12 protein-coding genes are annotated in these 19,864 nt (G+C 48.0%); 2 read left to right on the top strand and 10 right to left on the bottom strand.

Going from position 1 to position 19,864, the window contains the following annotated elements:
- Nucleotides 1-36: 36 nt before the first annotated feature.
- The 9 genes from HHL16_RS16045 to HHL16_RS16005 all read right to left on the bottom strand — a co-directional run bounded on the left by HHL16_RS16045 (nucleotide 37) and on the right by HHL16_RS16005 (nucleotide 13,744).
- Complete coding sequence (locus HHL16_RS16045) at nucleotides 37-1,353, bottom strand: DNA mismatch repair protein (protein WP_169426192.1); 1,317 nt, start codon at nucleotides 1,351-1,353, stop codon at nucleotides 37-39.
- Nucleotides 1,354-1,362: 9 nt separating this feature from the next.
- Nucleotides 1,363-2,649, bottom strand: a complete 1,287-nt coding sequence (locus HHL16_RS16040) for a DNA mismatch repair protein (protein WP_169426191.1) — start codon at nucleotides 2,647-2,649, stop codon at nucleotides 1,363-1,365.
- Between the two features lie 11 nt (nucleotides 2,650-2,660).
- Complete coding sequence (locus HHL16_RS16035; protein WP_169426190.1) at nucleotides 2,661-4,976, bottom strand: Gldg family protein; 2,316 nt, start codon at nucleotides 4,974-4,976, stop codon at nucleotides 2,661-2,663.
- Between the two features lie 6 nt (nucleotides 4,977-4,982).
- Entirely contained in the window at nucleotides 4,983-5,909 is a 927-nt protein-coding gene (locus HHL16_RS16030) for an ABC transporter ATP-binding protein (protein ID WP_169426189.1), read from the bottom strand.
- 34 nt (nucleotides 5,910-5,943) lie between these two features.
- A complete protein-coding gene (locus tag HHL16_RS16025; protein ID WP_169426188.1) occupies nucleotides 5,944-6,705 on the bottom strand; it encodes a hypothetical protein in 762 nt (253 codons plus the stop codon).
- Nucleotides 6,706-6,720: 15 nt separating this feature from the next.
- Complete coding sequence (locus HHL16_RS16020) at nucleotides 6,721-8,169, bottom strand: RagB/SusD family nutrient uptake outer membrane protein (protein ID WP_169426187.1); 1,449 nt, start codon at nucleotides 8,167-8,169, stop codon at nucleotides 6,721-6,723.
- Nucleotides 8,170-8,178: 9 nt separating this feature from the next.
- Nucleotides 8,179-11,583, bottom strand: coding sequence for a SusC/RagA family TonB-linked outer membrane protein (locus tag HHL16_RS16015; protein ID WP_169426186.1), 3,405 nt, complete (start codon nucleotides 11,581-11,583; stop codon nucleotides 8,179-8,181).
- A gap of 301 nt (nucleotides 11,584-11,884) precedes the next feature.
- A complete protein-coding gene (locus tag HHL16_RS16010; RefSeq protein ID WP_169426185.1) occupies nucleotides 11,885-13,060 on the bottom strand; it encodes a FecR family protein in 1,176 nt (391 codons plus the stop codon).
- 51 nt (nucleotides 13,061-13,111) lie between these two features.
- Nucleotides 13,112-13,744 (bottom strand): sigma-70 family RNA polymerase sigma factor, encoded by a 633-nt coding sequence (locus tag HHL16_RS16005; RefSeq protein ID WP_169426184.1) that lies wholly within the window; start codon nucleotides 13,742-13,744, stop codon nucleotides 13,112-13,114.
- Between the two features lie 84 nt (nucleotides 13,745-13,828).
- Here HHL16_RS16005 and HHL16_RS16000 point away from each other — a divergent pair, with 84 nt between their 5' ends.
- Nucleotides 13,829-14,035 carry a hypothetical protein gene (locus HHL16_RS16000; protein ID WP_169426183.1) on the top strand — a complete coding sequence of 69 codons (207 nt, stop codon included), beginning with the start codon at nucleotides 13,829-13,831 and terminating at the stop codon, nucleotides 14,033-14,035.
- 471 nt (nucleotides 14,036-14,506) lie between these two features.
- A complete protein-coding gene (locus HHL16_RS15995) occupies nucleotides 14,507-17,998 on the top strand; it encodes a M43 family zinc metalloprotease (RefSeq protein WP_206022450.1) in 3,492 nt (1,163 codons plus the stop codon).
- Nucleotides 17,999-18,229: 231 nt separating this feature from the next.
- Here HHL16_RS15995 and HHL16_RS15990 read toward each other — a convergent pair whose 3' ends face one another.
- Nucleotides 18,230-19,837, bottom strand: coding sequence for a SusD/RagB family nutrient-binding outer membrane lipoprotein (locus HHL16_RS15990; RefSeq protein ID WP_169426181.1), 1,608 nt, complete (start codon nucleotides 19,835-19,837; stop codon nucleotides 18,230-18,232).
- Nucleotides 19,838-19,864: the final 27 nt, after the last annotated feature.

Below are 19,864 nucleotides of genomic sequence, written 5' to 3'. Positions count from 1 at the left end.
CGGCTGTTTGTTTTTTATCATTCTCTGTACTTCGGATCAGGCGTTGATGAGATCGAGAATGCCTTCGTTCCGAATGATGATCATTCCCTGTCTGTCTTCCGTAATTCCTTTTTGCAATTGATAGGTGTATTGAGGTGTTTTGCCTTTCATGATCGTTGGCATAAAGGTGAACTGTATATTGCTCAGTTGCTTCAGCGATTCTCCCACTTCAATGATATGGGTGGATACAATGAAGAGGCAGTTCTTATATTCTGCAAATGCTTCAGCAACGGCCAGTGTTCCATCGAATGCGTCTTTCACGTTAGTGCCTTTGAAGAGCTCGTCGAACATGAGCAGCAGGTGTTTCCCGGTGGCAGTTGCTTCGGCAGCATTCTTTACACGCACCACTTCTGCATAGAAATGACTGTACCCAAGTTGAATATTGTCCGCAACGTTGATGCTGGAACAGATGCCGTCTCTGACGGAGAATTCCATTTCATCCGCAGCTACCGGAAACCCCGCATGTGCGAGATACAGCGCAATGCCGATTGATTTCATCCAGGTAGATTTTCCCGCCATGTTTGCGCCCGTGAGGAACATCATATTGCTGCCGGATTTCATTTCAATGTTGTTGCCTGTCGCATTGCTGATGCACGGATGTTTAAGTGCTGCTGCTTTCAGCATATTCGCAGAGCGGGGCAATGCCCGGGCCCAGCCAAAACCTTTTTCTGTTGCCACATTGGCAACGGCGATGTACACATCCGTTTCTGCAATGAAACGGAGAATGTCCAGGATAGCTTCGCTTGCGCGGTTGTGCAGCAGATGATCGTATCTGGCGATAGTGGCGATTGAAATGGACTGATAAATGTCTGTTTCAAGCAGCGGTTGCAGCTCTGGCGAATGCAGTATTTCCCGGATGGATTCTATTCTTGCATCAAATGGTCCCCGGATGGTTTTGAGATCAGCCGCAAAAGCAAAACATTTCTGCAGTGTAACGATAGTGGCCTGCAAGCCCTGTATCATCGCTTTGTATCGCTCATCGCGCGTGATGGAGGACAGGGTTTTCTTCATCATAACATTGAGCCATGTTGCCGGTAAAGTGCCTGCACTCCCTGCTTCGATATACTCGCGCATATGCGTTACCTGCTTTGCATCGAAAGGAAAATTCAGGGAATGCTGCTGAAAGTAGCGGAATATGGCTGTGCGGTCATTGATGATATGTTCGTTTGTCAACGGAGTGCCGAACATCTCATCGAGCAGCTGTTCACCACCACGGGTTTTGACAGTATTGAAAAGATGGAACACAGAACCCTGTCTGAATTTCCCGGTCAGATTCAGTTCGTCCTGCGACTGTTTATCGATTGCAAAATTCATATTGTTATTTTATTCTTTCTTTCCGTGTTTCAGTGTTTCGAGTATGCCTTCGTTGCGAATGATGAGCATGCCATGCCGGTCGCTGGTGATGCCTTCTTCGAGTTTGTACGTGTATTGCGGATGTGTACCATTCATTACAGTTGGCAGATAGTGAAATCCGATATTGGATTTTTGACTGAGCGCTGCTGCTGCTTCCACAATATGTGAAGAGATGATGAACATGCTGCTGGTTTTGCCGGCAAATGCATGCGTAACAGCTACTGTACCTTCTTCCGCATCCTTTACGTTGGTGCCTCTGAACAGTTCATCGAACAATACAAAGAGATTCTTGCCAAGACTTAACTCGGTGGCGATCTTCTTCAGTCGCAATACCTCTGCGTAAAAGTGACTGGCTCCAATGCCGAGATTATCAGGCAGATTGATGGTGGTGTAAATGCCATCCATCACGGAAAATTCCATGGCCGAAGCAGCTACGGGGAATCCCATGTGCGCGATGTACAATGCCGTACTGAAGCTTCTGAGGAATGTACTTTTGCCGGCCATATTGGCTCCGGTGAGAAATACGATGGTCTTACTGCTGTTCAAAGTGAGACTGTTAACCACAGGATCTTTCAGTGCTGGATGATACACCCCTTCGATCTTCAGCAGATTAGTTCCTTTTGCATGCACAAGGGGGAATATGAATTTTCTTTTCACAGCAACCTGTGCCACCGAAATGCAGGCATCCAGCTGATAAATGAAATGAAGCACTTCTCTCAGTGTTTGTTTTTCCTTCTGCCGGAACAGCAGGTCGTATGCCGTTACCGCTGCATACGACAACCGGGCTTTCGCCTGCTCGTTGAACACCGGCAGCATAGCCGCTGTTCCGAGAATGGAAAGCAGGCGGCTTCTTTCCTTTTCAAGACCTGCAATCTGTTTCAGATCGCCATCGATGGCAAAATGTTTTACCTGCTGTAAAAGCGTTATCACTGCCGCCACGCCATTGCTGATCTCCTTATCGCCCATCACAGATTTCTGTGAGGCGTTATCTTCAGCATCCGACAGGTATTTTTCTGCAATATCGAGCGTGCCGGCATCGAAGGGAAATGGTATGGCGAGGCGGGCAAAGGCAGCTATGATGGAAATTCTTTGTGTGATAGCTTCTGCATCGGACAATGGATGCCTGAACATTTGCTGCAGCAGCGATTCGCCGCCACGGGTGCAGGTATTGTTGTAGATCTCGTAGATGCCCGGTTGATCGCGTTTGGAAAATAACCGGAGGTCTTCGATAGTTTGTTCATCAGTTTGCAATAACATGAGTCATGTTTTTATTTGCGCTTTCTGCGGATCAGCAGAATAATGCCGGTCAATAAAATGAGGGATGGGAGGATGTAGACGAAAACAGGCTTCAGTATTTTTCCTCCTGTTTTTCCGATTCTCATGAACTTGTCTTCCGGAAATGCTGAAAGATGATATACGGGATATTCGTTGTTCATTATCCAGCTGTAACCGGCATTGAATAATTTCTCGCCCATCGATCTTCCGTTAGACATGAAGTCTGCATCTCCCGTAACAATGATCCGTTGCTCTTTCCCGTTGATCATTCGGCTCATTTTTATTCCCGTGATATACCTCTCTTTTTTGATGTCTCCTTCCTGCGGCGCAAAAACCGGCGCTGCAGAATCTGCAACCAGATGCCCGTTCTCTATCCATCTGTCTTCCTTTGCTGCCGCATCGAGAATAGGTTGGATTTTGAAACCTCCGGTGCTGCTGTAACTCAGGTTAACTGCGCCTTTATGGAAAACATTCATTGGCGGGGTATGCAGCATACGGTAGACGTACAGCGGCAGTTCGTTGCCTAGGTTTGCGCCGGTATCTGTGATGCGGCCCTGGAAGAAATCTGGCATCTCATGTTTGTTGAGGGTTACGATGGTTCCCTTATCTGCCGTAACGCCGATCCTTTCCAGTAAGGGCTGCATTATTTCCTGCTTGCCAGGCTCTGCATACAGAATGGCATCTCCTCCCTGATCCAGCCAATGAAGTATCTTGTTGCGTTCGACGCTGTCTAAAGCTGCTCTCGGATCTGCCACTACGAGTATGCTGGTTTTGGATGGGATATCGTTGGTCTGCAAATTCACCGTATCGATATTCACTCCTTTGTTGAAAAGGCTTCCTCTTGAATCTTTGGAGGAGGTATGATTGGAGTACTCGCGTTCTCCTCTTCTGAACGGACTCCTTTCAAAATGCCCGGTAGTAAAAACCAGTTCAGGAACGGAATCCCGCGTCAGTCGTCTGATGGCGCCCGACAAATGATTCTCGTGCGGCCATATCTCAATGTCGTTGTAGGTTCTGAGGAATGTTTTCTTTTGTTTGTATTCGAGCTGCATCACAAGGCCATAGTCTTCTGATTTGAGATCGATCTTTTTTCTCATCTCTTCCGGCGACTGAAAGAGCGCGCGGTTAACGCCGGTGAATTCTGCATACTTGTCAGCTGCTTCGTGAAGATTCTTTACCCTGAAATGTTTGATGTAAAGACTGTCTCCATCCATTGCATCGTAGTAATATTCGTAAGCGAATTCGATGTTGGGATAAAAGCGGGTAACGCGTTCCCAGAAATCGCGGATGTATTTGTTACGGTGTTCGGGAAGACCGGCCATCATGTTCTTGCCTAACAGGTTATCGTACAGGGTAACTTTCAAAGGGGAGCCGTCGAGCTCCTTCAACACCGCCTGTGTGGCGGAATGCAGCGTGTTCAGCTGACGTACGGTAACATCTGCGTAGCCGATATAGCCAGGTCTCGAAGTGCAGTATCCGATTGCCAGGGCAGCAACGAAAACAGTCAGGTAGCGGATCGTGGAAACCCGCCAGTGCTTCGATTCCTGTGTGCTCTTCAGTTTAATGAGAGTGAAGCCAATGAACAGGCAGATGATAATGAGGAAATAGCAAATCTCACGGGTGGTAATGAGGCCGGCTACCATCTGATTGGTTCGGCCCGATATGGAAAGGAACCAGGTAAGATCCCTTACAAAATCATACTGCTGCCAGAGGTCCTGAATGGCATACAGCGCAAAGAATACAACGAATGTGATGATGCCCGCCACTATCTGATAAGCTGTTACCGATGAAATAAAAAGGCCGATGGCCGAATAAGTGCATGCTAATAAAAAGATGGCCAGCAATGCAGAGAGAAACCATTTGTATTCTGCATGTGCAATGGAGAAATATCCGGTTAGCAGAAACAATGCCACACAGGTGATCAGTACCAGATTGAATGCAACGAGTGCCAGGTATTTGCCGAAAACAATATCGCGCGTACGAATGGGGCTGGAGTACAATAGTTTGATGGAACCGCTTTGTATTTCCCTGTTGATGATGCCCATGGTGAGCAACGGGATAAAGAGGTATAACTTATCGATCATCTGGCCATAACTTTTGGCGAATATCTCCCAGCTCAGGCCGGCAGTGAATCCCAGCCAGTCGGGATCAGACTCCTGCATTACCTGCTGCATACGGGTGTACTCTTCGATGGGTACTACAAACTGCCAGGCGCATAACACAAAGAACACTACAGTGAGCAACCATGCGATAGGGGAATAGAACATATTGCGCAGTTCTGCCTGCGCCACTTTGAATATGGTATACATTGGTTTTTACAGTTGAGCGTGGTGAGACAATTTTTTGAAAACATCGTCGGGCAACGACTTCTCCAGGCTGATCTCCAAAAGGCCCCAGTTGTTTTCTATGCTGGCAGCAACGATCTGCTGTGTGATCTTAGAGCTGCCGGAAAAATACATCCGGCAGCTGTCAGGGGTAAGGGGTTCTACTCTTGTGATGGATGGGATCTTCATCAATTCTGTGGCAGCAGGCAGAAATTCCATCTTCACCAGAATGGTCTGTGGCTGGGTATAGTTGTTGAAGGCTTCCATCGAATCTGCGAATACGATCCTGCCTCCTTCGATCATGATGATCTCGCGGCAAAGCAGATTTACTTCAGAGAGCACATGCGACGATAATAAAACGAGGTGGTCTTGGGCTATATCCCTGATGAGGTTCCTGGCCTCGATCACCTGATTGGGGTCCAGCCCATTGGTGGGCTCGTCCAGCACCACCATGGCGGGTTTATGGATGATGGCCTGCGCAATGCCCACGCGTTGTTTGTATCCTCCCGAAAGGTTCCTGATAAGCCGGGAACTGAAATGCGTAATGGAACAGCGCTCCATGGCTTCATTCACTGCTTTGTTGATATCCGCTCTCCCGATAAAGCGTAATGCTGCAGCATAAGTGAGATATTCCTTTACAGTGAAATCGCCATACAGCGGAGGTGTCTGAGGCAGAAATCCAAGTTGCTTTTTTACACCTCTGGGGTCTTTGCTTTTGCTGATGCCGTTGATGATAACTTCCCCTTCGGTTTGATTCAGCACACCACAAATGATATTCATGGTAGTGGATTTGCCGGCTCCGTTGGAGCCAAGCAAACCCACTACACCATTCTCACTGATGTCGATATTGATATCCCTGATAGCCCAGGCACTGGAATAGCGGTGGGAGAGGTTTTCTACTTTTAATAAGGTACTCATGAAATCGATTCAATTTATTGCTGAGGTTGAACAGTTAAAAATACCTGAGCACAGTAAGCTGTTGAAGATTGGCGCCTGTTGCTCCTGGCTTACCTGTAAAAACAAGGGACCATGTTTTGAAGAGGTAAGGATTACTCTGCGTATACACATTGATGTTATTTGCTGTGTATGCAGCCAGCAAATTACCTGTGGTTGCATCGTGCACTTCAAATATGTAGCTGGCAACCGATCTGTCCGCAGGAAGCTGAAGCATGGCCGATGTTTCTTTGAAGTTGAGCTGGCTCACCAGCGAACCCAACGGGTTCCCTTTGATGTTTATGCTTACCGGTTGCGCACTGCTCATATTGGCAAAGCGGAGATAGGTGAGGCTGTCTTTGCCGGGAGCCGGAATGTTCTCTTCCATCAATACATTTTCAGCTCCTTTGTTTCCGTTCACGAGGAACATGCTGTAGGTTTTTCCTTTCTCCAGTTTCAGGTCTCCGCTCCATACCGGGATGCTGGCCGGCAATGTATCAGGCACGGAAAAGAACGAGGCGGGCTGATTGGCCTGCTTCGAATATATGAGCGCGCGGTTGCGTGGACGTATCTCCAGTGCAGTGAGATAGGTAATGGGATGTTTGCCGCTGAGGTTGGCCCTCACCGAAACGCCATTTTCGAGTGCGTTGAAGAGTACCAGTGTTGCCGGATTGTCTTCATTCAGTGTCGATTTGGAACAACCAGCTGTAATAACTGTCAGCAACAGACAGACCATTGCCATTCTGCCTGCATTCATAAAATGATGATGTATGATTTGCATAATTGTTTTTTGATGTTATTGATTTTGCACATCTGTATAACCTGGATTCTGCTGAAGGCGGCTGTTGTCTCTGATATCGTTGGGAGGGATGGGATACAATAGCTGATAGTCTCCGCTCCAGGGTTGTTTGTAGGTGATGGAAGACAATACGCCGGTGGCTTTTCCTGTACGCCTGAGATCGAGCCAGCGATGCCCCCATTCTGCAAAAAACTCCAGCTGCCTTTCTGTGGCAATGGCAGCAGTTACGGCTTCAGGAGCGAGGTTGTCCGGCAACAGATTTACACCGGCTCTCTGCCTCAATACATTCAGGTCGGCAATAGCAGCTGAAGTGTTGGAAGGCGAAAGCAGCATGCGGGCTTCAGCACGGATAAGATACAGTTCTGAAAGGCGCATCACTGTATAATACTCGTTGGGCGCTGCCCCTGAATTGGCGGCACCTATCTTGTACTTGTTGGGAAGATAGTATATGCCGGACTGTGTTATCCAGGATGCTTTTCGTTTATCATTTGCAGCAAAACTGTTCACCAGACTTTCTGTGAGGGAGAACCTCATTTTAATGATGTATCCTTCGGGTGTTGCATTGCCGAAAAAAGAATGTTGTACGGTCTGCTTCAATTGAAGAATAGCCTCCTTGCTTGTTTTCAGAAATGCATTGGCCGGATCGGGTTCGAGACCGAAAATGCTGGCTTCTCCAATCACTTTGTCCGCACTGGCAATGGCGCCCGGATAGTTGCCGGTATAGAGATAAACTCTGGCAAGCAGCGCTTCGGCAAACCATTTGTTGATGCGCACTCTTTCTGTTTTGCCCGCACTGAAATCCGATTGCAGCAGGGGAATGGCTTTCTGAAGATCGGCAACGATCTGCTCATATACTTTGGCAGTACCACTGCGTGCAAGCCTCGCCGTTTTATTGAAGTCGGTGGTGAGCACAATGGGCAGATCACCAAAAAAGTTCACCAGATAGAAATAAGCGAATGCTCTTATCGAAAGCGCTTCGCCGTTGAGCTGATTTCTGGCGCTGTCTGTAAGATGTTCAGATTTCGACGCTTCAATGCCTTCCAGAATGGCATTGGCATCGAAAATGGCTCTGTAGGCTGAGCTCCAGAGTGCATTGGATGGAGCAGCCGAATAGATGGTTAGTTTATTGGCATTGATGAAAGAATAGTCGGAGTTGGCCTGACCGGCAAGGAGATCGTCCGAAGACAGGCCGCCGAGAATGGTGCATAGTCCCGAAGAGAAGGTCTGTTCGGCAGTCATGGAAAAGTTCTGCGAACTGAAGCCGTTCACCATTTTGCTGTACAAACCAGCCATGGCCCAGTCTGCTTCTTTGTTGGTGGCAAAGATCTGTTTGGTGGTGATGGTGTCAACAGGTTCTGGTATCTCTATCAGTTTTCTGCAGCCGGTGGTGAGAAATGCTGTAAGCAGCACTGGCAGCATCTGAAATAAATATCTTTTGGTGTGCATATAGCCGTTTTAGAAATTAAAGGAAAGGGTGGTGGTGATCACTCTGGAAATAGGAGTGAACCCGGTGAGGTTCTGCACTTCGGGATCGATGCCTTTGTAGGAAGTGATCACAAAGAGGTTCTGCGTTTCGGCAGAAAGTCTGCAGCCCTGCATCTTTATTTTTTGCAGCCATCTGGAAGGCAGGTCGTAACTGAGGCTGAGGGTATTCATTCTCAGATAAGAGCCATCTATGTAAGCGCCATCTGAATCACGGATGGGACCGAGGTTGCCATTGGTAGTGTATCTTGGATAGAGCGCTTTATCTCCGGGTTGTTTCCAGTGATGGTCTCTTACTTCATCGGGCAGCACCAGGTTATTCATTCTGCCAACCGCGAGATCGATGAACGGATCGATGGCAGGTTGCTTTTTGTAAATGAAATTCACATAGATGCCGAAGTTTTTGTAGCTCGCACTGGCGCCGAATCCTCCTTCGAATTTTACTGCACGGTCGAATTCTATGTAGCGGTCGTCATTGTCATCCTGCGGTACCGCGCCACTTCCGGTATTGATTCTTCCATTCTTGTTCCTGTCTTCAAATGTATAGGAGCCGGTGAGCGGATCGATGCCTGTGTAATGAAGCAGATACATGGTCGTGAGCGGTTTGCCGATCACAAATGTGCTCGCATAGGTAGAGTATTCAAATCCGGGATAGGATGCGAGCTTGTTTTTGTTGCGGCTGAAGTTGGCGTTTACGATTATGTTCCAGTCTTTGGTCTGCAGTACACGGCCGCTGAGCGACAGTTCAATGCCTGCATTCTGCACCACTGCCGGCCAGTTGGCTGTTACATTGGAGAAGCCGGTATAGGAAGGAGTATTGATGGCCGTTAGTTGATTGCCGCTGCGGTTTCTGTACCACGCAGCATCGAAGTTCAGTTTGTCTTTGAAGAGCGAAAGGCTGGCAGCCACTTCGAGTTTTTTGGTGGTCTCCCAACCAAATGCGGGGTTGATGGAACCTGCGATATGAAAGCCGGGAGTGCCGTTGTAATCGAATAGTTTCTGGCTGAAGCCAAGGTCGTAAGTGCTGGCCCACCGGGTAATGTATCCGTAGTCGGTACCGCCATCTTTTCCGGTAACGCCATAGCTTCCACGAAATTTAAGAAAGCTGACCCATGCAGGCAGAATGGGTTTCAGCCATTCTTCTTCAGAAGCGATCCAGGCAAAACCTGCCGATCCGAAGTTGCCGAATTGCCTTCCGGGACCAAACCGCGAAGAACCATCTCTGCGTGCACTCAGGTTAAGAATGTATTTGTTATCCCAACGCAGATTGATGATGCCATATGCCGCACTGTATTTGTAATCGCCCTTGGAATCCACTGCCATTACCATGCCTGCATTGTTCACGCTGCGCATGAGGTTGTCGTTGGGAAAGCCGATGCCGATATTGGTAATGCCTTTTGCATTGGCCTGCTGAATGGTGGCTCCTGCCTGAATGCTCAGACTTGCTTTTCCGAAAATGGTAGCGTACTGCAGCTGAGGTTCAAGCGTCCAGTTATTGTTATGCGAATTGCCGAAAGACGCTTGTGAGGGTCTTGGAAATGCAGGGTCGGAAGCAGCCTGGGGCACCAGGTAGGAGTTGTTGTTTTGCGTGGAGTTCAGGCCGGCCATAGCCGAGAGCGTAAGGCTCTTCACCAGTTCATAACGAACGTTGATGCTGTTGGTGATGAAGGTAGATTTGCTTTCACTCGGTATTTTCAGTCCATTGAATTTGAAATTGCTTTCATAACGGCCTCTCCATGGTACGAAATTGAAATCTCCGTTGGCATCATAAATGTCTGGTGCATTGGGCGGAAGGAATGTTACATCTCCAACATTGTATGCATTCACGTTGGTTAAACTGAGTGTGCTTACCGCATCTACCTGAAATTTTCTGTTGAGGCTGGTGTGGTTGATGTTGAGGGAAAATCCTCCGGCAATATTTCTGCTGCCATTGTTCATGATCTCTTTTCTGTTGCGGTAGTTGGCAGAGATGGAGTAAGTGGTTTGAGCTATTCCTCCCGATATTCTTGCATTAACGGTGAGGGTGTTTCCGGTACCGATCAGCTGGCGTTGCCAGTCGGTATACTTTGTGGGATCCCAGATGGTGAGATCGGGGGCATCGTATTTGTCCGGGGTAAGTCCATCGTTGCGATAGGCTTCGCGTCTTACAGCGAGATAGTCGGGTGTATTCAGCAACCTGGCTCTTTTGGGCGTGGTGAGAATGCCGTTGTTGATGGCCATGTTGAAGCGGGTAGGTCCTGCTTTGGCTCTTTTGGTAGTGATGAGGATCACTCCGTTGGCGCCGCGTGAACCGTAGATGGCCGTGGCATCTGCATCTTTCAATACATCAACACTTTCAATGTCGCGTGGATTGAGGTACAATAACGGACTTTCGCCGGGAGTATTTACCAGTCCGCTTTGTATGGCTCCTGTGGATACTTCTCTTTTGGTGTAAGTGCCAATCTCAAGATTGGTGAGAGGTATGCCATCGATGATGTACAATGGTTCAACAAGCGCACCTGCATTGAGTGAGCTGCGGCCTCTGATCTCCACTTTCAATGGGGCAGCGGAATTGCCTGATAGGGTAGTGATAGACATGCCGGGCACTTTCCCTTCGAGCGCCTGCAAAACGTTCATCACTGGTTGGCGCTCTATGTCTTTTGATTTGATGCTGGTGATATTGCCGGTGGCAAATCGTTTGGAGGTTTTTCCGTATGGGATTATCACCACTTCGTCCAGCAAAGAATTCGACCGTACTAGCCGGAGGGCCAGGTTCTGTTTATGGGCAATCAGCATATGGCTGCTGCCGCCGGTTGCGGCATTGGCCGATTGATTGCGCGATTCTTTTTTATCCGGCGCTACTGCAGTGAATCTGTCGCCATCGAGTCTGATAGCGATGGGACTGAAGCCTACTGCTGAAATGTCGAGTATTTCACCGGGCTTAACATCGAGTGCAAAAGCGCCGTCTGCGCCGGAGGTGGTACCTCTGATAGTGCCTCTTATTCTGATGCTTACATTGGTGATGGGCTGATCGTCCGCATCCATAACATGGCCATTTACGGAAGGTGCATCGATGATGATGCGTTCGAACGGCGGATTCGCTGTTTCCTTTTGAGTAAGGATGATAGTTTTATCCTGAATGATAAAACCAATGGGCTGATTGCTGAAAACGAAGTTCAGCAATTGCTGCAATGGCATATTGTATGCAGCGATGGAAACAGGTTTGGTGTTGCTGAGAACTTCCTTGTTGTAGAAGACCACAAAACCGGTTTGTTGTTTGATGGCATTGAACACATGCTTCAATGGAATGTCTTTTCCGCTGATGGTAACATGCTGAGCAGCGCCGGTAGCGTGTACCTGTAAAAAAGCAAGGGTCAAAAGCAGGGCGGTTAATTTCATAACCAGCAGAATTTTAGTGAAGGGGCTCGGTTTTTGCCGCTGCGCCGAAGGCAAGGGAGGGCAGCAACCCGACCCGAAAGCAGTTTTTTGCATACCTTTAGGTAAGTTTTGGTTGTGAACAATAAGGAATAGTCGCCTCGTTGGGACCAACAAAATACCAGCCGGGAGTGGTGCAAACACTTCCGGTTTTTTATTGGTTCCGGTAAATGAAAAGAAAGGTTTAATGGCAGCCCGCATTTACGGCTGTGTCGATTATGATAACAGGTTTGTCATAATGGCCTTTTGGATGTTGCGGAGAAGATCATTGCGGAAGTACAATGAGTTTTCTTCCTTCGAGCCGGTAGTGGATGCCTGATTTTTCGAGTGCTATCAGCACACCGTCCAGCGACATATTCCTCGTCATTTCTCCACCGAACATTACTGCAGGAACATTTTTCTCATACACTACTTCTATATCGTACCAGCGTTCTATCTGATTCATCACTTCTTTCAGCGAAGCGCCTTCGAAATTGAAGATCCCTTTCTGCCAGGCAGTGACCATATCCGTATCGGCATTGTCCACTACACGAACCGCATCGGTTACCTGTGCCTGCTGGCCTGGTTTGATGATTATGCCGTTGACTCTGATGCTGCCGTTGAGGAGGGTTGTATTCAAACTTTTATCGTTTGCGTATGCGCTTACATTGAATCCGGTGCCCAGTACTTCGATCTCTGCTTTGTTGCGAGCGTTCACAATAAAAGGTTGCTGAGCATTTCTGGTTACCTCGAAAAAAGCTTCTCCATCGATCTCCACTTTTCTTTCCTTACCTGCAAATGAGGTGGGGTAACGGATGGAGCTTGCTGCATTCAGCCACACATGCGTGCCATCGGGAAGCGTCAATTCAAATTGCCGTCCTCTGGGAGTGGACATGGTATTGTAAACGATCTCAGGTGTTGTTGTTTCATCTGCATTGTAGACCAATCTTCCGTTATCCATAGATACGGCGGCACCATTCTGTGTGGTGAGAGGGCCATTGGAGAGACTGTCGAGTACCATCTGCGAACCGTCGGCCAGCGTGAGGATGGCGCCTGATTTTCCGGGAGCGATCTGCATGGCAGGCGATTGCCTTGTGCCGGCGAGTTGCCTGCTGCTGTTTCTGCCGGTGTAGAGATATACTGCTGCCGCAAGAGACAGCAGTATAGCAGCCGCTGCTGCAGCACGCCAGGTACGCCAGAATGGGATACGCGGAATCTGCTGCTCATCATCCGCTTCTTTCATGGCTATTTCTTCATGGATGGATTGCAACAGGTGCTGATCGGCTTTGTCAGCAAGATCGGGTAGCGCTGCAACAATGGTTCCGAATTCATCCATAAGGCTTTCCAGTTGTGCCTGATCCAGGGTCTGCAACCAGTTGCTGAATGCCTCTTCTTCTTCCGGCGTTACCTGCCGTTGTGCGTATCGCGATAATATTTCGTTCTTGTTTAGCATAGCTGCCATTATAAAACGATTGGGAAAGAGGAGAGGGGACGGCCAGCAGAAAATTTATTTTCAGCGATGCAGTGCTGTAATGATCAGAGCGCCTACAATTGCAGGCATGTCGCCCTTTTCAGCAATATAGGTCTTGAGAAACGACCTCGCTTTCTGGAGCTGCTTTTTTACCACATCTCTGGAGAGGTTCAGTTGGCCGGCGATCTCATCGATAGATAAACCCGATAATACGCTCATGGAAAAAATGAGGCGGCGGCGTTCGGGTAGTGCGGCAATGCCTTTTCTGGCGATGGCCATGTATTCTTTCAGTTGCAGTTCATCCCAGGTGTGCTGATCTGCGGATGGTTGCAGGCTTGCATAATTGCCGATATGGGCAGATTGGATCTTCTGAAGTTTCAGCAGATCGAGCAACCTGTTCTTTGCCATTCGCTGGAGGTAATATTCGAGATGGGCAATACCTGCAAGATCTTTTCTTTTAGTCCAGAGTTTGATAAATACATCCTGAAGAATGGAGTTCAGCAGCTGTTCGTCGGATCGTGTAAAAGGAAGAAGAAAGAGTCTGATCCTGGGCTCATAATAATTATATAGCGCGTCAAATGCAGCTTTGTCGCCTGATTCCAGGCGTTGGAGCAGTTGGGTTTCTTCGTATGAGCCTTTCAATTGCAATGCTGAAAAAGTAATTAACGATTGCAAACTATGATAAAAAAATAAGGATTAGCTTACATTTGTGGATTAATCATGTGATCGGAGATCACGTCAACAGGTTAATTGTATACTATGTCAAATGTTGAAACATACCATCAGGATGCCATCAAAGCGCTGGAAACAGGCATGCTCAATGAAAAGCAAAAACAGTTTGTAGAGAGCATCCGCAGCTTCGATAAGAAGCAATTGAAAAAGCTGCCGCTGGCGCAATTCAAATGGATGAAGGAGATTGCGAAACTGGTTTCGAAACCGCATCCGGGTGCGGGATCAGTGGATTAAGCAAACCCTCAGAAATAACCGCAATTTGTTGCCCGGATCCCCGCTCCGGCAATTACGATAATCAATAGTAAAACCCGTTCAGTCCGAGCGGGTTTTACTATTGATGCCCTCACAGCACAGGTCTTCGAACAAGTCTTCAACATCCATTGTACCTCAATGTTATAACCTCAAGTGTAGAGGTCCGATATAGGTTACCATAAAGTAGGAGTAGAGGTGTATTAATTGGGAAGAGAAAAAAATGGAAATACTTTCAGCGTCGTTAATATCAGTCCTCCGGAGACCGAGACGAACACATCTTTCAATTAATAACCAAAACCTCATGCTATGAATCTCTACGATTTGTACTTGCCTTCTATTGCCCACCGGCGAAGCCGGCTTACCTCTCTAATATCAGTCACCTTTCTATTATTGCTCCTCAGTTTGATACCCATGTTTGCATCAGCCCAGAACCCCTGCAAACAAAGCGAGGTAATGAAAGCTTACTATCAGAATAATCCAGCGGAAAAAGTGAAGGCTACCCAGCTGGATGCATTCACCGGAGATCTTGTAAAAAAGATTCAAACCGAAGGCTTCGGCTCCGGCCCCGAATACACCATCCCTGTTGTATTCCACGTATTCGGCACCGATTTTATTTCCGGCCCCGTTAACGAGCAAACCATCATCAATGCACTGAAGCAGGTGAATGATGATTTTCATGGTCTTAACGACGATTTCAACAGCATCGATCCTTTGTTCAACAACATCAAAGAAACGATGAATGTGTGGTTCAAGCTGGCACAGCTCGATCCCAGCGGCAACCCTACCACAGGCATCAATTTCTATCCTGTTGAAAAAGGATTCGGAAACGGCAGCGGCTATGATAACAAGATCAGGCAGTATGCATGGGATAATAAAAAGTACTGCAACGTGTACATCATGCTCGATATGTACGATGATGGCGATTACTACAACTCAGGCGTAGCCTGGTATCCAAGCCAAAGCATGACGGACAACAACACGGCCCGCATTGTGTACAATGGCCGTTATCTCTTCGGCAACACCAACAAAGAATTCTCTTCAACGCTCTCTCATGAGTTCGGTCACTGGCTCAATCTCGCACACTCATTTGAGGGCGGCTGTACCTATCCAAACGATCAGGTGGACGATACACCTCCTGAGAATGCCTCTGTAGGCGAATGCCGCGGCACCAAGAACTGTTTCAATCAATTCGTGAATGGTGAAAACTACATGGGCTATACCGGCGCATCCAAACAATGTTACAAGATGTTCACACAAGGGCAGGTAGCCCGCATGCTGGCTGCTATTCAAAGCGGCCCGCGCTCTCCGTTATGGCAACCCGCGAATCTCACTGCAACAGGTGTGAACCTCGATCCCACCACACCACGTGTGCTCTGGTTCGGCGATCGTTTTGTTGAAACTTTCGTGAACGACGGAAGCATCAACAACTCCCTCAAAATCCGCCTGGTGAACAAAACATTTGCCGTTACCAGCGGAAACCTCGTGCAGGGAACGCATTACACGGCAGCTAATCTCCCTGCCGGACTTACCATGCAGGTAACTGTGAACGATGCTACCAATGCAACCATCACACTGCTTGGAAATGCTACAGCACATGCGCAGGCAAATTCCATTTCAAATGCCACGCTCACATTCCTGAATGCGGCAATCACCGGAGGATTATCTGGCCTCACCAATCCTACCAATAACAAACTGTCTGTACTGTTCAGTGATCCTTACACCAGCTATTGCATACCCGGTGTGAACTTCGGCTCTTATTCAAGAATCACGAATGTGAAATTCGGAACCATCAATTACAATTCTGTACAGGAAGGTGTTTCCGATCTCACCAATAAAGTGGTCACCAATCTTACCAAAGGTGCAGTGCAGCAACTGAAAGTAACAGTGAATATTCCGAATGCATCTGCAACATCACCGGATGTAAACCGCATCCGTGTATGGGCAGACTGGAATGGTAACTTTGTATACGAGACCGGTGAGCTGGTTGCCAATCAGGAGTTCAATACCAGCGCCATTGCGGCTTCCGGACCATACACCTACACCACCAACATCACGGTGCCATCAACAGCCGTAACCGGTAAAGTGGGCATGCGCGTATTGGTGCATTACAAAGCAGGAACTTTTGGAGATGATCCATGCGCATCTGTAGAAAGCGGAGAGTTTGAAGATTATGGTCTGAATATCCTCGGAACCAATAATCCTTTCAAAGCCGAATTTTTGCAGGATAAAGCGCTGGTGGCATTGTCGGAAGGCGTAACCTTCTCCGATATCTCAACAGCTGCACCCGGCACCACCATTACATCCTGGCAGTGGTCGTTCCCCGGAGGAACTCCTTCGTCGTTCAGTGGACAAACACCACCGCCGGTTATCTATGCAACACCGGGTGTGTATTCTCCTTCGCTGACGATCACCAATTCATCAGGACAATCACAGACGTTCACCAAAACAAACGGCGTTACTTCGAGATTGTCTTATTGCCAGCCAACTTATCGTTACGGCGGATATGTGTACCTGAGCAAAGTGCAGTTCAATACCATCAACAACAGCACGGCTTACAACAATATCACCGATTACTACAGTACCATCAGTACCAATGTAACCAGAGGTCAGACGTATTCGCTGGCAGTTACTGCAACTGATCCGAACTTCAGCACCGGGGGATCTACCTCCAACGACAACTGGCGCATCCGCGTATGGGCCGACTGGAACTACAACTCCGTGTACGATGCGGGAGAACTGATCGCCAGTCAGCAGTTTGTTCAGAAGAATATGCCTTCGGGTGTGCTTACTGCAACAGTACCTGTAACTATCCCAACCAATGCCAGTCTCAACAAAGTGGGTATTCGTGTGATGGTTCATTTTGTATATCCCGGAAGAAATGAAGGGGATGGTCCATGTGATGAAATGGATAGTGGTGAATCTGAAGATTATGGTCTGGTTATTCAGGGTAGTGGCGGAGACATCATCGCTCCTTCGGCGCCCACTAATCTGGCTGCATCGAATATCACCATGAATTCCGTGCAACTCAACTGGACTGCTTCCACCGACAACGTTGGAGTAACAGGTTATGATATTTACAACGGAACAACACTGGCAGGAAGTTCAACCACTACCAGCTACAATGTAACCGGCCTGACAGCTGCTACCAGCTACACTTTCACTGTAAAAGCAAAAGATGCAGCAGGAAATATTTCCGCAGCAAGCAATGCAGTAACTGCAACCACCAGTTCAAATACAGCAACGTATTGCGCAGTTACCAATGGTTCTGCAGGGCAATACGTAACCAAACTTGTATTCGGAAGCATCAGCAATACCACCACGTTTGCTACCAATGGTTATGGCGATTACACAGCCATGACAGCAACAGCAAGCAAAGGAAGCACCGTAAATCTTGCAGTAACGTTGCAGGCATTATGGGCAGGATCGAGAGCTGCTGTATGGATCGACTGGAATCAGGATGGCGACTTCACAGACGCCGGCGAGCAGGTGCTCAATGCATCGGGCGCCAGTGCATCTGCATACAGCGCTACGGTTACGATTCCTTCTTCTGCACTCACCGGTAAAACACGCATGCGTGTTCGTGCAGAATATGGTCTCAGCACTATCAGCTCATGCGGCAATGGCTGGCATAGCGAAGTGGAAGATTACTCCGTAAACATCAATAGCGGTGCGCCGGGAGCATCAGAACAGGCTAATGCAGAAAACAAACTGCAGGGCGTGTATGTGTATCCTAATCCGAGCAACGGATCGTTTATGGTGCAGGTTCCGGCCAGTGCAACCGACGCAGAAATCACAGTGTTCAATGCTACAGGAGGAATTGTAAAAACTATCAATGCCAAAAACAAAACGTATATCAGGGTTGAGCTGCAGGCGGTTCCGGGCGTGTACTTCGTGCGCGTAAGGAATAACGGTAAAAGTTCTACTCATTCGATGGTGATCAGATAATTTCACCGGAGAAGATTACAAAGCAAAACCCCGCTCAGATGAGCGGGGTTTGTTTTTGATCGCTGAAAATGCGCTGCATTTCATCTGTAATTACCAGTAACATCAGAAAGCTTTTGCGCTAAAAAGTTGGGGGAGTTGCTATGGATTCCCGTTAGCGGATTCAGTTGTTTAGAAAAGCAGGACTCGCCCAATGGTCCGTCCCGCTTGCAAAAGGACCCGCTACAGATCAGATTAATGAACTACATCCCACCAGAATCGGCTGCCACCGTTGTCTTTGGCGGGTTGCAATGTGGAAACAGCTTTTTCAACTGCTGCGCGATTCACTGCATATTCGTTACCAGGATAGAAAGAACGACGAACAAAATCTTCTGTGCTGATAGCTCCGTTACTGTTATTGATCACAACAGGGAAGAGTTTGGGATAACCGGTACGGCGGAACTCGCTCCATGCTTCCTGTCCCTCAGGGAACATCGCTATCCATTTTTGTGTAAGTATGCGTTCGATCTTGGTTGCCTTTGTAGCGCCATCATCCCACTTGATGGTAATGGTGCTGAGATGCGGGCCGGAAGTAACATCGTTCTGACCCGCTGTGATTGCTTTAGGATCTAAATACGGTTTAGGTTTGGCTACTGCGTTATTGAGATATGCATCTGCCAGTGCATCGAGTTTGTATTGAGCAAATGACTGTTTGATGCCATTGTTGTAATTGGTGTTTGCATCGCCTGCGCCGGCAAAGCCGAGTACTGCCGCTTCTGCTCTCAGGAACCATACTTCGGCTGCTGTCATCAGCTGGATCTTGCTTTCAAGCGGAGCCAGATTGGAGTAATCAACATAACGCGCTTTCGCATCGATATTGATGCCATTTCGGATTCCTTTGAATTGTCCGGCCACTGCAGGATCTGTTGCTTTCTGGAAGTATTTCTCCAAACGTGGATCATTGTAGCCACCCATTATAGACTCAACCGGTGCAGCCATACGCGTATCGTTCCATGAAGATGCGATGGTGTTCAGCGGATGTGTAGTGGCTCCGATGTTTACATTGAAGTTATCTGCAGGTACTTCCAGCAAACCACCTGCATCGGCCAGTGCTGCTTCAGCTTCTGTCTTTGCTTTGGCTGCATCGATGTTGGAGATACGGATGGCCAGGCGGAGACGCAGGCTGTTAGCCAGTTTCAGCCATTGTGAATATTTTCCGCCATACACCAGATCGGATTTTGCAAAGAGTACGCTCGCTGCATTGTTCTTGATTGGTGTGAGAATGGCGATGGCTTCTTTCAGATCTGCAAAGAATGCGTAGTAAGCATCTTTCTGGGTATCGAAATCGATGCCGCCTTCAGCATTTGGCTGATTGTATTTGGTGTAGATGATCGGTCCATAGATATCACTCACTCGGTGCATGCCTTCTACCTGAAGGATCTTTGCCAGTGCATAGGTTTCAGGGAACTTCTCTTTGGAAAAGAGTCCTGCTTTGATGCATGGGTTCATCACGTTGTAGTAGGCTGTTGTCCATGGGGCTGTGATCCATCCGTCTACGAGGTTGTAGTTGGCATTGTTGATATTTCCGCCAAACGGAGTGGGGGCCATCATGTATCCGCCGAATACATCGCCCAGCAGGTTTTGCTGTAGCTGAAAAGTAGGTACAGGGAGATACAGGTATATGCTGCGTTGTGCCTGTTGCAGCTGCGCTGCCACGATAGCGAAATCTGCTTCAAGATCTTTATCGGTTGCACCGTAAGGATCTTTGTTGAGCGATTCAAAATTCTTGGTACATCCACTGAGGCTGAGGGCTGCTGCCACCAGTATCAGGGAGCCGGTTTTCTTAAATGCTTTATAGTTCATAAGTCATTTTTTTAAGTTGTTCTGCTT

Origin of the sequence: Pseudoflavitalea sp. G-6-1-2, assembly GCF_012927185.1 — a bacterium.
GTDB lineage: Bacteria > Bacteroidota > Bacteroidia > Chitinophagales > Chitinophagaceae > Pseudobacter.
This window is presented reverse-complemented; position numbering and strand designations above follow the sequence as displayed.

Excerpts from the sequence above, each read along its gene's own strand:
- HHL16_RS16045 (WP_169426192.1), bottom strand. The coding sequence starts at position 1,353 with ATGAATTTTGCAATCGATAAACAGTCGCAGGACGAACTGAATCTGACC.
- HHL16_RS16040 (WP_169426191.1), bottom strand. The coding sequence starts at position 2,649 with ATGTTATTGCAAACTGATGAACAAACTATCGAAGACCTCCGGTTATTT.
- HHL16_RS16035 (WP_169426190.1), bottom strand. The coding sequence starts at position 4,976 with ATGTATACCATATTCAAAGTGGCGCAGGCAGAACTGCGCAATATGTTC.
- HHL16_RS16030 (WP_169426189.1), bottom strand. The coding sequence starts at position 5,909 with ATGAGTACCTTATTAAAAGTAGAAAACCTCTCCCACCGCTATTCCAGT.
- HHL16_RS16025 (WP_169426188.1), bottom strand. The coding sequence starts at position 6,705 with ATGCAAATCATACATCATCATTTTATGAATGCAGGCAGAATGGCAATG.
- HHL16_RS16020 (WP_169426187.1), bottom strand. The coding sequence starts at position 8,169 with ATGCACACCAAAAGATATTTATTTCAGATGCTGCCAGTGCTGCTTACA.
- HHL16_RS16015 (WP_169426186.1), bottom strand. The coding sequence starts at position 11,583 with ATGAAATTAACCGCCCTGCTTTTGACCCTTGCTTTTTTACAGGTACAC.
- HHL16_RS16010 (WP_169426185.1), bottom strand. The coding sequence starts at position 13,060 with ATGGCAGCTATGCTAAACAAGAACGAAATATTATCGCGATACGCACAA.
- HHL16_RS16000 (WP_169426183.1), top strand. The coding sequence starts at position 13,829 with ATGTCAAATGTTGAAACATACCATCAGGATGCCATCAAAGCGCTGGAA.
- HHL16_RS15995 (WP_206022450.1), top strand. The coding sequence starts at position 14,507 with ATGAAAGCTTACTATCAGAATAATCCAGCGGAAAAAGTGAAGGCTACC.
- HHL16_RS15990 (WP_169426181.1), bottom strand. The coding sequence starts at position 19,837 with ATGAACTATAAAGCATTTAAGAAAACCGGCTCCCTGATACTGGTGGCA.